Genomic DNA, 15,159 nt, shown 5'->3' on the forward strand with positions numbered 1-15,159 from the left:
TTAAATATGATTTACAGTATGACTGAAATTGAAGCTAGATATCAAGAAACAGATAAAATGGGTGTAATCTATCATGGCAATTACGCCACATGGTTTGAAGTAGCCCGTACAGATTATATTCGCAAGTTAGGTTTTAGTTATGCAGATATGGAAAAAGAAGGTATTATATCGCCTGTGATGGATTTACAAATTCAATATAAAAAATCTATCTTTTATCCTGAAAAAGTAAAAATTAAAACTTGGGTAGAACATTATTCGAGATTATGTTCACAATATAATTACGAAGTATATAATGAAAAAGGGGAATTAGCTACGACTGGCTCGACTCAACTGATTTGTATGAAAGCAAGCAACTTCAGACCAATTCGTTTAGATCGTTATTTCCCAGACTGGCATGAAACTTATAGTAAAGTTGAACAGCTAAATAAAGAAGGTAAAGACTTAGAAGTTACTAATAGCAAAGATTTAGATTTCTAATTACTTATAAATAAAGACCATGAGAGCATATCAAACTACTATCTCTCATGGTCTTATATTTAATATTATTCAATCATTAGTTAATTTTAGAATAGGCAATTTCATCATCGTGGTCTACTTTTTCAACAAGTACTTCATTATCTTCGAAATACCATAAGTCATCTTCTGCCACTACTACAATTAAATCATTGTAATTTTCTTCATAGCCAATTTCAACATCGTTTCGTGGTTCTACTCTGAATGCTGGGCTAAAACCTTGTTTAAGTTGAAATTCTCCACCATATCTAACATAAAACTGTAAAACTTTATTGTCTTCAGGTAAATCTAATTCATCTTTAAACCATTCTACAGCTTGATCAGATAATTTGATTTTCATTCTAGAATCCTCCTTGATTACCTATTTATTTTTATTTGACATAACTTTTATGAGAACTGTCAAAATTATAACATATTGTAACTTTTAAAAAACTTTATAAGCTTAAGCCGTTCATAATAATAAAAGAGAGCAAACTAGAAATCAAATTTAATTCTAAAGATTTCATTAGCTTGCTCTCAAATCAAAGTCAATTTTTAGACTAAGTTATACTATTTTTAGCTGGTCCGCTTCTATAATGAATAAGGAGATTACATCCACTTAATTTTAGGTTCTTCTCCTTTAAAGATTCTTACAATATTACTTCGGTGTCTTACAATTAAGATAATAGAAACAAATAAACTCATCCAGAATAAAATATAGTCATGTATGAATAAAGAACCAATCACACAACTAATTGCTGCGATGATACTTGAAAGTGATACATATTTTGAAAGGTAAAGTACACCAAAGAAGATAATAGCTAATACAAGTAATAATATAGGATTAACCCCTAGAACTACACCAGCACTTGTCGCTACAGCTTTACCGCCTTTAAACTTAAGATAAACAGGATAGACGTGACCTAAAATAGCAAACAGACCAACAATTAAACCGTGCGTGAAGAACGTGCTAAGTGGTCCATCAGCATGCACTGGAAACCATATTGGGAAGAATACAGTTATAAATCCTTTGAATATATCTAGGAAAGTAACTATAAAGCCTGCTGGTTTACCAAGCACACGGAAACTATTTGTTGCGCCTGTATTTCCGCTTCCAAATTGTCTTATATCTTTTTTGAAAAAGAGCTTCCCTATAACATACCCATTAGGAATAGCACCAATGAGATAGCTAAGAATTAACATAAGCACTATCATCATATAACTTTACACATCCTTTAATAACTTAGATTTATTTTACCATAATCTACGAGTTAACAACGACTGAAAACTAAAAAATGTTTATTACATCTGTATTAATCTTTATAGTGTATAACTCATACTTGCAATTTAACTTAATTTATATAAAAATATCTATTGTATAGTTTTTAAAACGAACGTACGTTTGTAGGAGGCGAACAGATTGACGACGAAAAAAACAAATCACTACTCAGATGATTCTATCCAAGTGTTAGAGGGATTGGAAGCGGTTAGAAAACGTCCAGGTATGTATATAGGATCTACTGATAAGCGAGGATTACATCATTTAGTATATGAAATTGTCGATAACTCCGTCGACGAAGTATTAAATGGTTATGGGAATGAAATTGATGTAACAATCAATCAAGATAATAGTATTTCAATTCAAGATAATGGACGTGGTATGCCTACTGGTATGCATTCATCAGGTAAGCCTACTGTAGAAGTAATATTTACGGTCTTACATGCAGGCGGTAAATTTGGTCAAGGTGGCTATAAAACATCAGGCGGTTTACATGGTGTAGGTGCTTCAGTAGTAAATGCTTTAAGTGAATGGTTAGAGGTTGAAATACATAGGGACGGAAATATTTACAAACAAAGCTTTAAAGATGGTGGTTTACCAGCCTCAGGTTTAGTTAAAGCTGGTAAAACAAAGAGAACAGGAACTAAAGTTACATTTAAGCCTGATCCAGAAATTTTTAAAGCTACGACAACGTTCAATTTCGATACTTTGAGTGAACGTTTACAAGAATCCGCTTTCTTATTAAAAAATCTTAAAATTACGTTAACTGATTTACGTAGCGGTAAAGAAAAAGAAGAGATATACCATTATGAAGAAGGAATTAAAGAATTTGTAAGTTATATTAACGAAGGCAAAGAGACTTTACATGATGTAACGACATTCACTGGCGCTGCTAATGGTATTGAAGTCGATGTAGCATTTCAATATAACGACCAATACTCTGAAAGTATTTTAAGTTTTGTAAACAACGTACGTACTAAAGATGGTGGCACACATGAAGTAGGATTTAAAACTGCAATGACTCGTGTGTTCAATGATTATGCAAGACGCATCAATGAACTAAAAGAGAAAGATAAAAACTTAGATGGTAATGATATTCGTGAAGGTTTAACTGCAGTTATTTCAGTGCGCATTCCTGAAGAATTATTACAGTTTGAAGGACAAACTAAATCTAAATTAGGTACATCTGAAGCGCGTAGTGCCGTCGATTCAGTGGTTTCAGAGAAACTTCCGTTTTATTTGGAGGAAAAAGGTCAATTATCTAAATCACTTGTTAAAAAAGCGATTAAAGCACAACAAGCTAGAGAAGCGGCACGTAAAGCACGTGAAGATGCACGCTCTGGTAAAAAGAATAAGCGTAAAGATACATTACTATCAGGTAAGTTAACACCTGCCCAAAGTAAAAATACAGATAAGAATGAATTATACCTAGTTGAGGGTGACTCTGCCGGTGGTTCTGCTAAACTTGGTAGAGATCGTAAATTCCAAGCTATCTTGCCATTAAGAGGTAAAGTGATTAATACTGAGAAAGCCCGTCTTGAAGACATTTTCAAAAATGAAGAAATTAATACGATTATTCATACCATTGGCGCTGGTGTTGGTAACGACTTTAAATTAGAAGATAGTAACTATAATAGAGTCATTATAATGACCGATGCCGATACAGATGGTGCGCATATCCAAGTATTATTACTAACATTCTTCTTTAAATATATGAAACCGCTAGTACAAGCGGGTAGAGTATTTATCGCTTTACCACCGTTATATAAATTGGAAAAAGGTAAAGGTAAGTCTAAGAAAGTGGAATATGCTTGGACAGATGATGAACTTGAAAAGCTTCAGAAGAAACTTGGTAAAGGTTTCATGTTACAACGTTATAAAGGTTTAGGTGAGATGAATCCTGAACAATTATGGGAAACAACTATGAATCCTGAAACTAGAACGTTGATTCGTGTGCAAATTGAAGATGAAATGCGTTCATCTAAACGTGTAACGACGTTAATGGGAGATAAAGTTGCACCACGTCGTGAATGGATTGAAAGCCATGTAGAATTTGGTATGCAAGAAGATCAAAGTATATTAGATAATACTGAAGTCCAAGTCTTAGAAACTGAAGAATATACTGAGGAGGAAGGAAATTGAGTGAGATAATTCAAGATTTATCACTTGAAGACGTGATAGGCGATCGTTTTGGAAGATATAGTAAATATATTATTCAAGAACGTGCGCTGCCAGATGTTCGTGATGGTTTAAAACCTGTGCAACGCAGAATTTTATTTGCAATGTATAGTAGTGGAAATACTTATGATAAGAACTTCCGTAAAAGTGCTAAAACTGTGGGGGATGTTATTGGTCAATATCATCCTCATGGTGACTCTTCAGTTTATGATGCAATGGTACGTTTAAGTCAAGACTGGAAATTACGTCATGTCTTAGTAGAGATGCATGGTAATAATGGTAGTATCGATAATGACCCACCTGCAGCGATGCGTTATACTGAGGCGAAATTAAGTCAGTTATCTGAGGAATTGGTGCGTGATATCAATAAAGAAACTGTAGCGTTTGTATCTAACTATGATGATACAACGTTAGAGCCTATGGTATTGCCTGCACGTTTTCCAAATTTATTAGTTAATGGTTCAACAGGGATTTCTTCAGGTTATGCGACTGATATTCCTCCTCATAATTTGGGGGAAGTAATTCAAGCTACGTTAAAATATATCGATAATCCTGATATTTCTGTAAGTCAGCTTATGAAATACATTAAAGGCCCGGACTTTCCAACTGGTGGTATTGTGCAAGGTATTGATGGTATTAAGAAAGCTTATGAAACTGGTAAAGGTAAAGTCATTGTACGTTCAAAAGTAGACATAGAATCATTGCGTAATGGTCGTCAACAATTAATCGTTACAGAAATTCCTTATGAAGTTAATAAAAGTTCACTTGTTAAACGTATCGATGAGTTACGTGCGGATAAAAAGGTCGATGGCATTGTAGAAGTACGAGATGAGACAGACCGTACTGGTTTAAGAATTGCCATTGAATTGAAAAAAGATGTCAATGCTGAGTCCATTAAGAACTACCTTTTCAAGAATTCAGATTTACAGATCGCTTATAACTTTAATATGGTGGCAATTAGTAATGGTCGTCCTCAGTTAATGGGAATTCGTCAGATTATTGATAGTTATCTTGGACACCAAATTGATGTTGTAACGAATCGTACGAAATTTGACCTCGAACATGCTGAAAAGCGTATGCATATCGTTGAAGGTTTAATGAAAGCATTATCTATTCTAGACGATGTGATTGAGCTAATCCGTAGTTCTAAAAACAAAAAAGATGCAAAAGATAATTTAGTGGCTAAATTTGATTTCACTGAAGCACAAGCGGAAGCGATTGTTATGTTGCAATTATACCGTTTAACAAATACAGATATTGTTTCACTTGAAAATGAATTTAACGAATTAAAAGAAGTTATTAAAGAATATCATCATATTTTAGATAATCATGATGCATTATTGGATGTTATCAAAAACGAATTAACAGATATTAGAAAGCGATTTAAGTCAGATCGTTTATCAACAATTGAAGCGGAAATCGCAGAAATTAAAATTGATAAAGAAGTAATGGTGCCTAGTGAAGAAGTCATCTTAAGTGTGACACGCCAAGGATACATTAAACGTACATCTACGCGTAGTTTTAATGCGAGTGGCGTCACTGAAGTAGGTTTAAAAGATGGCGACAGTCTGCTTAAGTATCAAACTGTTAATACACAAGATACGGCCTTAGTATTTACAAATAAAGGTAGATATTTATTTATTCCGGTTCATAAATTAGCAGATATACGTTGGAAAGAGTTAGGGCAGCATGTATCTCAAATTGTGCCATTAGAAGATAATGAAACTGTTGTAGATGTATATAATGAAAATGATTTCAAAGATGACGCGTATTACGTTATGGCGACACGTAACGGCATGATTAAACGAAGCGGCGTACCATTATTTAAGACGACGCGTTATAATAAGCCATTAGTTGCGATGAAAGTCAAAGATAATGATGAAATCATCAATGTTATTCGATTAAGTGAAGATCAACTCATTACTGTATTAACACACAAGGGTATGTCATTAACCTATTCAACATCTGAATTATCAGATACTGGGTTGAGAGCAGCAGGTGTTAAATCTATTAACTTAAAAGACGAAGATTATGTCGTGATGACTGAAGCAGTTGGCCCAGATAATACTATTATTATGGCGACTCAAAGAGGCGCAGTGAAACGTATTAAATTTACAGTTTTACAAGAAGCTAAACGTGCGCAAAGAGGTATCACATTACTTAAAGAATTAAAGAAAAATCCACATCGCCTTGTAGCGGGTCATGTAGTTAACAATGAAGTAACATATACTTTAGTTTCAGCAATGCATTCTGAAACAGGTCAGATTTCTGATATTCACGAATCTGAACAATATACTAATGGATCATTTATTGTAGATACAAATGAGTTTGGTAACGTGATAGATCTAACACTTAGCGAATAAAATTTGAAAATTTATATTTTCAAGCTATTGATAAAATGATAAACTAAATTTTGTTATTTTAACATTTTGTAATTAACAAGAGATTTATATTGTTTTTGGGTAAAATTTTAAAAGCATGTGAGTGATGACTGGTGCTTAATGATTTTATTCAATTTAATATAAATCTCTTGTAGTGTATTTAAGATTTTATTAAAGAATAGATTAGGAGGATTTCATTGAGCGATTTCGATAGTTTAATTCCTGGATGGTTCAAATCAATTGTTCAGGTAGGAAATGATTTAATATGGTCTCAATATCTTATTGGACTATTATTAACAGTAGGTGTATTCTTCACTATTAGTTCTAAATTTATTCAGTTACGTATGTTACCTGAAATGTTTAGAGCGTTAACAGAGAAGCCTGAAACATTAAATAGTGGGGAAAAAGGTATTTCTCCATTCCAAGCATTTGCGATTAGCGCAGGTTCACGTGTAGGTACTGGTAATATTGCCGGTGTAGCTACTGCAATCGTGTTAGGTGGTCCTGGTGCAGTATTTTGGATGTGGGTTATTGCTTTTATTGGTGCAGCGAGTGCCTTTATAGAAGCGACTTTAGCGCAAATTTATAAAGTACATGATAAAGAAGGTGGCTTCCGCGGAGGTCCAGCATATTACATAACTAAAGGTTTAAACCAAAAATGGTTAGGTATTTTATTTGCTATTTTAATTACAATAACGTTTGCATTTGTATTTAATACAGTGCAATCAAACACTATCGCTGAATCATTAAAAACACAGTATAATGTAAGTCCTGTTATTACAGGTATTATTTTAGCTGTTATTACTGCAATCATCATCTTTGGTGGTGTACGTAGTATCGCAACGTTATCATCATTAATTGTGCCAATTATGGCTATTATTTATATTGGTATGGTTTTAATCATTTTACTTTTAAACATTGATCAAATTATTCCAATGATTGGTACAATTATTAAAAGTGCTTTTGGTTTAGAACAAGTTACTGGTGGCGCAGTTGGTGCTGCTATTTTACAAGGTATTAAACGTGGCTTATTCTCTAACGAAGCTGGTATGGGTTCTGCCCCTAATGCAGCAGCGACTGCAGCAGTGCCTCACCCTGTGAAACAAGGTTTAATTCAATCACTAGGTGTATTCTTTGACACAATGTTAGTATGTACAGCAACTGCAATTATGATTTTATTATATTCTGGTTTAAAATTTGGCGAAAATGCACCTCAAGGTGTAGAAGTAACACAATCTGCATTAAATGAACATTTAGGTTCAGCAGGTGGTATTTTCTTAACTATAGCTATTACGTTATTTGCGTTCTCTTCTGTAGTAGGTAACTATTATTACGGTCAATCTAATATTGAATTCTTATCTAATAACAAGGTAATATTATTTATCTTTAGATGTTTAGTTGTTGTTTTAGTATTTGTCGGTGCAGTTGTAAAAACTGAAACAGTATGGAGCACTGCCGACTTATTCATGGGATTAATGGCTATCGTAAACTTAATTTCAATTATAGGATTGTCAAATATAGCTATCGCAGTGATTAAAGATTACCAACGTCAACGTAAAGCAGGTCAGAAACCTGTATTTAAACCTGAGAATTTAGAAATTAACTTATTTGGTATTGAAACTTGGGGTCGAGAAAATAAGATTCCTAAAAATCACTAAGTTATCATTTTTATAATATTAGTTTCATCATAATGATATATCCCTTTCAGAGTAAGCTCTTTCTATGAAAGAATTTCTTTGAAAGGGATATTTTTTGGTTTGGAGAGATATCTTTTCAATTGTAGTGTTTAGCTATATAATTTTAATCATAAAAAAGAAAGGTGATTATGATGAGCGAGTATTACATTTCCAAGACTTTAAATAATAACGTCATCATATGCACTAATAATAATCAACAAGAGGTCATTCTAATAGGTAAAGGTATCGGATTTAATAAAAAACCTGGCATGACACTAGATGATAATGCTTCAATTGAAAAAGTTTATAAATTAGAGCAAAAACAACAACAAGAATATTATAAATCTTTAATAGAATTAGCTGATGAAGCTGTCATACATGCTATTATCGAAGCGGTTAATTTTATTACAAGTAAAATCAATACTACTGATGATAAAAATCTAGTCGTAGCGTTAACTGATCATATTATTTTTGCATATAAAAGACTTAAACAAAATCAAGTGATAAATAATCCTTTCGCAATGGAAACGATGCATTTATATAGCGAGGCTTACACGATCGCAAGCCAAGTAATAGAGCGATTGAATAAACAGTTAGATGTTGAATTTCCTCGTGATGAAATAGGCTTTATAGCCCTTCATATTGCTTCTAATACTGAAGATTTATCCATCCATGAAATGTCACTCATTAATAAATTAATTAGTAAAAGTATTTTAATTATTGAGAATGATTTAGGCCATGAAATTAATAATCAAACCGTGCAATATCAACGATTTATTAGACATGTTCAATTCCTTATACGTCGATTAAATAAACAAGAACATCTTCAAGCGCAAGAGGTCTTTATTAACATGGTTAAACAACATTATGCTAATTGTTATAATACGGCATTTAAAATTTCAAAAATGATTCAAAAACATATTAATGTTCCCGTGGATGAGTCTGAAATAGTATATTTAACATTACATATTTATCATTTTGAAACTCAAATTACTACTTAAAACATAAATACAAATGGAGTTATTTCATGATATGATGATAATTAGTTGATGTTTACAATTAAGCATCACTTAAATAATTCAAAAGTTTATATTTGTTAGTTAAGGTATGGTGAAAAACATGACAACTGAACAACAACAAGTTGAAGAAAAGAAGTCGAAAAAACTAACCTTTTCTGAAACGCGTTTTATGAAATTTTTAGGTGGTAAAGATTTATTATTTGCCTTAGTTTCACTAGTGTTACTTGGTATTGTAATATTTATTTTTGATAAAGTTTCTTATGTTTTCCATCCCTTTATCATTGTATTTAATACAATTGTAGCACCTATCATTGTGTCACTTATTTTATTTTATTTAATCAACCCTATTATTAATTTGATGGAACGGTATAATATTCCAAGATTACTTGGCATTATTATTGTCTTTTTAGTCATTGCAGGTGGCGCTACTCTTATCGTTAATTTACTAATCCCGCTTATCGGTGATCAAATAACGCGATTAGTCAAAAACTTCCCGAAATATGTTGAAAAGTTTAATGAGTTGATTGATAAAGTGACTCATTTTTCATTCCTGTCTTCATTTTATAGTCAAATACAAGATGGGCTAGACTCGTTCTCAAATAAAGTACCTACACTTGTTTCAAACTATTTCGATGGATTTAGTACTAAAATTATGTCGTTTGCTGAAACAATCGTGAATGTGGGTGTTGTTATTGTAACGACACCATTCGTATTATTCTTTATGTTAAAAGACGGCCATAGATTTAAGGACTATAGTACAAAGATAATGCCTCCAAAATTCAGAAAAGATTACCATGATTTAATTGAAAAAATGAGCGTTCAAGTTGGTTCATATATTCAAGGACAAATTATTGTATCATTCTGTATTGGGATTTTATTATTTATAGGTTATAGCATTATTGGATTAGATTACGGTTTAGTATTGGCTTCAATCGCAGCAGTAACAAGTGTTGTGCCTTATCTAGGACCAACGATCGCGATTTCACCGGCTATTGTTATTGCGTTAATTACTTCTCCATTTATGCTATTGAAATTAATTATCGTATGGACACTCGTTCAATTCTTTGAAGGCCACTTCATTTCTCCTAACATTATGGGTAAAACGTTGAAGATTCATCCACTTACAATTATCTTTATCTTATTAAGTGCCGGAAATTTACTTGGTGTGGTAGGGGTTATACTAGGTATTCCTGGTTATGCTATTTTGAAAGTGTTAGTATCACATCTCTTTTTATTATTTAAACGTCGTTATAATAAGTATTATGGTGATGATGCTGGTCAATACGAAATTAAACAAGAAGAACATAAAAATTTTACTGAAGCGGAATAATTTAATTTTTAAGTCATAACAAGTGAATTTCATTTGTTGTGACTTTTTTATTTTGTTGAAACGAAAGCGTAAGGATTTATTCTTCACAAGATAGTTTTACATTACAATTCTGTTAGCTTAATTAAAGGGTCAGTATATGTTCATTCTAAAAAAGGTATGATATATTTTTAATTAACTTAAGATAAAGGATAGAAGTGAAATAATGACTGAAGAATTTAAAAATAGAATTTTATCAATATTAAAATTTGTATTTGCAGCCGTGTTATTTATTGCCGTAGTGGTTACGTTATATCACGAGTTAGCTAATATTAATTTTAAAGAAACGTTAGAATCATTTGGTAAAATCAATCGCTGGCATTTAATTGGATTATTTATTTGTGGTGGCGCTTCGATGATATTACTAAGTCTCTATGACTTAATACTTGTTAAAGCGCTTAAACTCGATATCGCATTGTCGAGAGTCTTTAGATTGAGTTATATCATTAATGCTTTCAATGCAATTGTAGGCTTTGGTGGTTTTATCGGAGCTGGATTTAGAGCGTTTGTATATAAAAACTATACCTCTGATAGAAAGAAACTCGTTCATGCGATTTCAATCATTCTTGTATCCATGTTAACAGGATTAAGTTTACTCTCTATATTGGTGGTATTACATATCTTTAATGCTTCCCACATTCTTAATAAAATTGGTTGGGTAAGATGGATACTCTATGTTGTTGCTTTATTCTTACCTATATTTATTGCTTACACAATCATCAAGCCTATTGATCAACGCAACAAGTTTTTAGGCGTTTATTGTACGTTAGTGTCAAGTATGGAATGGATAGCTGCAGCGGTAGTACTATATCTATCTACTGTGATCGTTAATAGCCATGTAGCATTTACGACAGTTATCGGTATTTTTATCATTGCCGCTTTAGCTGGATTAGTAAGTTTTATCCCTGGAGGCTTTGGGGCATTCGATTTAGTTGTCTTACTTGGCTTGAAATCTCTAGGTGTACCAGAAGAGAAAGTGTTATTAGCATTATTACTATATCGTTTTGCGTATTATTTTGTTCCAGTAATTATCGCACTGATTCTATCTACCTTTGAATTTGGTTCTTCTGCGCGTAAATACTTTGAAGAATCTAAATATTATGCACCAGCTAAAGATGTCACATCGTTTTTATTTTCTTATCAAAAAGATATCGTGTCGAAGATTCCCTCATTTGCATTATCAATTCTCGTATTACTAACAAGTATTATCTTCTTTATTAACAATATTACGATTGTATATGATGGCCTTTATGATGCAGATCACTTTATTTATTATATTGTGTTATCGATTCATACAAGTGCTTGTTTGTTATTATTGATTAATGTGAAGGGTATTTTTAAACAAAGTAGAAGAGCGATTATCTTCGTCATGATTGCGTTAGTTTTAATCTTTGTTGCAACAATGTATACGTACGCTTCAGTTATTTTACTAGCGTGGTTAGTACTTATCTTTATCTTGCTTATCTTGGCATATCGACGTGCTAGAGTATTAAAACGTCCGTTTAGATTAAAGAATGTATTTTTAACGTTACTATTCAGTATTATCGTTTTATACATTAATCATTTAATTATTTCAGAAACATTATATGCTTTAGATATTTATCATATTGAGATGGATACGTCACTATTAAAATATTATTTCTGGTTAACAATTTTAGTCGTCATCATTATTGTAGGTCTTATCGAATGGTTATTAGAAATTCGTTTTACTAGACCGCACAAAGTTGAAAATTTATCTCAATGTCAATCCATTATTGAAACTTATGGTGGGAATTATCTTAGTCATTTAATCTATAGTGGAGATAAAGATATATTTATGCATGAGAATGAACAAGCTTTCTTAATGTATCGTTATAAATCTAATGCATTAGTCGTCTTAGGCGATCCTATTGGAGATACGGCTTCATTCCAATCTTTATTAATTACGTTTTATAATTATGCTGAAAAGTTAGGCTATGACATTATTTTCTATCAAGTTTCTGATAGATTCATGCCACTTTATCATAATTTTGGAAATCAATTTTTCAAACTTGGAGAAGAAGCTATTATTGACTTAACCCAATTTACTACCTCAGGTAAAAAACGTCGAGGCTTCCGTGCCACGTTAAATAAATTTAGTGATTTAAATATTCAATTCGAAATTGTTGAACCTCCATTTTCAAAAGAATTATTTAATGAACTTAAAGAAGTAAGTGACCAATGGTTAGATGGTCGTAATGAAATGCATTTCTCTGTAGGTCAATTTACAGAAGACTATTTAAAAGAAGCACCTATTGGTATTATGAAGAACGAAGAAGGCAAGATTATTGCGTTCTGTAGTTTAATGCCAACACATTATAATGAAGCAATTTCAGTAGACTTAATTAGATGGTTACCAGATTTAGATTTACCATTGATGGATGGCTTATACTTGCATATGCTGTTATGGGGAAAAGAAAAAGGCTATAAAGCATTTAATATGGGAATGGCGACTTTATCTAATGTAGGACAATTAGATTATTCATATCCTAGAGAGCGTGTTGCAGGGCGTGTGTTTGAACACTTTAATGGTTTATATCGCTTCCAAGGTTTGCGTAAATATAAGGAAAAGTATAGCCCTAATTGGGAACCAAGATTTTTAGTTTATCGTAGAGATAGTTCGTTAGTATATAGCATGATGAAAGTCATGAGAGTCATTAGACATAAATAGATAAGTTAACATGAAAGAAGACATCCTACTGAAGTGTCATTGATTACAGATTACACACTTAGTATGGATGTCTTTTTTAGATTATAAATTGGGTTTATAATTTGCACGGTCTTGTTGTTCTTGTGCATAACGTTCTGGGTTCTTTTTATAAAAATCTTGATGATACTCTTCAGCTTTGTAAAAAGTTGAAGCGGGTAATATTTTTGTAGCAATTGCTTTCTCAGCATGTAATGTATCTTGTAACTGTTGAATGTATTCTTCAGCCAGTTTCTTTTGATCATCATTTGTATAGAAAATAGCGGTTTTATATTGTGAACCTCTATCTTGGAATTGTCCTTCAGCATCTAATGGATCAATCACTGAAAAGAAAATTTCTAATAATTTATTATATGAGAATAGCGCTACATCATATTCAACTTTTACGGTTTCATAATGGCCGGTTGTACCGCTTTTCACTTCTTCATAGGTAGGGTTCTCTGTTGTTCCTCCCATATATCCAGAGGTAACTGTTTCTATACCATCGAATTGATCGAAAGGTTTAGTCATGCACCAGAAACACCCACCAGCAAAATATGCTGTATTAATATTCATTTACGCCATCCTTTCATTAGACCTTAGTCCCATTTATCTAAAAAGCACTTGATTTTTTAAGATAAGTTCTTTAACTTTAGTATATATAAATTATAGTACATAGATATATAATTTTGAAGATTTTAAACACAAGGTAGGTAAATATGACAGACGAGAAGGATAAGACACAATTAAGCAGACAATTACACAATCAAACACCTTCTAAACGACGTAAGAAGAAAAAACTTCGTAAATTACCTTTTATAGTACTGATTCTATTAGCAATAATGTTGGCGGTCGCTATTTATGTGATACATAGTTATCGAAGCGGCTTAAATTATGCAAAAGAGCATGCTAAAGATGTGAAGGTACATCAATTTAATGGGCCAGTAAAAAATGATGGAAAAATATCAGTACTTGTACTTGGTGCAGACCAAGCAAACGGTGGTAAATCTCGCTCGGATTCTATCATGGTTGTACAATATGATTATATTCATAAAAAAATGAAAATGATGTCCGTTATGCGTGATATTTATGCAGAAATACCTGGATATCAGAATTATAAAATTAATGCAGCTTATTCACTTGGTGGACCTGAATTATTACGTCAAACATTGAATAAAAATTTAGGCGTTAATCCTGAATATTACGCTGTAGTTGATTTTACAGGTTTTGAAAAAATGATTGATGAATTAGAGCCCAATGGTGTGCCGATTAACGTGGAAAAAGATATGTCTGAAAACATTGGCGTATCATTGAAAAAAGGGCGTCATCGTTTGAATGGTAAGGAATTACTTGGTTATGCTAGATTTAGACATGATGAAGAAGGGGACTTTGGTCGAGTTAGACGCCAACAACAAGTGATGCAAACATTAAAACAACAATTAGTAAATCCAGATTCGATTGTTAAGTTGCCTAAAGTTGCAGGTATACTAAGAGGATATGTTAATACAAATATACCTAACTCTGCTATTTTCCAAACCGGCGTCAATTTTGGTATTAGAGGAGATAAAGATGTACAGTCATTAACTGTTCCTGTTAAAAACTCATATCAAGATATAAATACCAATAATGATGGAAGTGCACTTGATATTGATAAAGAAAAGAATAAACAAGCAATCAAAGAATTTTTTAATGAATAAATAGTTTAAAAGCCATGCTGTTAAGCATGGCTTTTTTGTGATTCTGTTAAAACAATAATTTTATTATGTAAACTCAAAGTATAATAACTTATTTTTCGTCAGATTTTCTTACGCCAGCTACTCCGTAGTGATTTTTCTTCATTTCTTCAATCACTACATGGATTGCTTCTCTATTAGCACCTGTAGTTTTTTCAACTGCATTAGTTACTTCAGTTACTAAGTCTTTTAATTGTTCATCTGAACGTCCTTCAAGTAATTTAACATTTACGATTGGCATAAATCTTCCTCCTTATAACTTAATACATGATTAGTATAGCATTTTTCGTTTTGACCGCAAAAAATATTTTTAAGAACATTCGTTCGTATT

At 32.2% G+C, this 15,159-nt stretch carries 12 protein-coding genes; 8 read left to right on the plus strand and 4 right to left on the minus strand.

Annotation, left to right across the window (positions count from 1 at the left end; genetic code table 11):
* Window positions 1–6 precede the first annotated feature (6 nt).
* Window positions 7–477, plus strand: coding sequence for a 1,4-dihydroxy-2-naphthoyl-CoA hydrolase MenI (menI, locus tag E2558_RS03455; RefSeq protein ID WP_126566805.1), 471 nt, complete (start codon window positions 7–9; stop codon window positions 475–477).
* 76 nt (window positions 478–553) lie between these two features.
* On the opposite strand, the gene E2558_RS03460 is transcribed toward menI, so the two are convergent.
* Both E2558_RS03460 and plsY read right to left on the minus strand, forming a co-directional pair.
* Complete coding sequence (locus E2558_RS03460) at window positions 554–853, minus strand: HesB/YadR/YfhF family protein (protein WP_126566807.1); 300 nt, start codon at window positions 851–853, stop codon at window positions 554–556.
* Between the two features lie 248 nt (window positions 854–1,101).
* Window positions 1,102–1,710 (minus strand): glycerol-3-phosphate 1-O-acyltransferase PlsY, encoded by a 609-nt coding sequence (gene plsY / locus E2558_RS03465; RefSeq protein ID WP_126566809.1) that lies wholly within the window; start codon window positions 1,708–1,710, stop codon window positions 1,102–1,104.
* Between the two features lie 202 nt (window positions 1,711–1,912).
* On the opposite strand from plsY, the gene parE reads away from it, so the two are divergent.
* The 6 genes from parE (at window position 1,913) to mprF (ending at window position 13,080) form a co-directional block, all read left to right on the plus strand.
* Window positions 1,913–3,913, plus strand: a complete 2,001-nt coding sequence (gene parE, locus E2558_RS03470; protein ID WP_126566812.1) for a DNA topoisomerase IV subunit B — start codon at window positions 1,913–1,915, stop codon at window positions 3,911–3,913.
* Window positions 3,910–6,312 (plus strand): DNA topoisomerase IV subunit A, encoded by a 2,403-nt coding sequence (parC, locus tag E2558_RS03475; RefSeq protein WP_126566814.1) that lies wholly within the window; start codon window positions 3,910–3,912, stop codon window positions 6,310–6,312. Before parE ends, parC begins: the two co-directional genes overlap by 4 nt.
* 215 nt (window positions 6,313–6,527) lie before the next feature.
* Entirely contained in the window at window positions 6,528–7,988 is a 1,461-nt protein-coding gene (gene alsT / locus E2558_RS03480) for a glutamine transporter AlsT (RefSeq protein ID WP_126566815.1), read from the plus strand.
* Between the two features lie 170 nt (window positions 7,989–8,158).
* Entirely contained in the window at window positions 8,159–9,007 is an 849-nt protein-coding gene (gene glcT / locus E2558_RS03485) for a glucose PTS transporter transcription antiterminator GlcT (RefSeq protein WP_126566816.1), read from the plus strand.
* A gap of 118 nt (window positions 9,008–9,125) precedes the next feature.
* A complete protein-coding gene (locus E2558_RS03490) occupies window positions 9,126–10,355 on the plus strand; it encodes an AI-2E family transporter (protein ID WP_126566817.1) in 1,230 nt (409 codons plus the stop codon).
* A 202-nt stretch (window positions 10,356–10,557) separates the two neighbouring features.
* Window positions 10,558–13,080 carry a bifunctional lysylphosphatidylglycerol flippase/synthetase MprF gene (mprF, locus tag E2558_RS03495; protein ID WP_126566818.1) on the plus strand — a complete coding sequence of 841 codons (2,523 nt, stop codon included), beginning with the start codon at window positions 10,558–10,560 and terminating at the stop codon, window positions 13,078–13,080.
* Window positions 13,081–13,161: 81 nt separating this feature from the next.
* Here the strand turns inward: mprF and msrA are convergent, their stop codons facing one another.
* Window positions 13,162–13,671 carry a peptide-methionine (S)-S-oxide reductase MsrA gene (msrA, locus tag E2558_RS03500; protein ID WP_126566819.1) on the minus strand — a complete coding sequence of 170 codons (510 nt, stop codon included), beginning with the start codon at window positions 13,669–13,671 and terminating at the stop codon, window positions 13,162–13,164.
* Window positions 13,672–13,814: 143 nt separating this feature from the next.
* Here msrA and E2558_RS03505 point away from each other — a divergent pair, with 143 nt between their 5' ends.
* Window positions 13,815–14,792 (plus strand): LCP family protein, encoded by a 978-nt coding sequence (locus tag E2558_RS03505; protein ID WP_126566820.1) that lies wholly within the window; start codon window positions 13,815–13,817, stop codon window positions 14,790–14,792.
* Between the two features lie 88 nt (window positions 14,793–14,880).
* Here the strand turns inward: E2558_RS03505 and E2558_RS03510 are convergent, their stop codons facing one another.
* Entirely contained in the window at window positions 14,881–15,069 is a 189-nt protein-coding gene (locus tag E2558_RS03510) for a 2-hydroxymuconate tautomerase (protein ID WP_103298140.1), read from the minus strand.
* Window positions 15,070–15,159: the final 90 nt, after the last annotated feature.

The sequence above is a fragment of the Staphylococcus pragensis genome, assembly GCF_004785665.1.
In the GTDB taxonomy this organism is placed as follows: Bacteria; Bacillota; Bacilli; order Staphylococcales; family Staphylococcaceae; genus Staphylococcus; species Staphylococcus pragensis.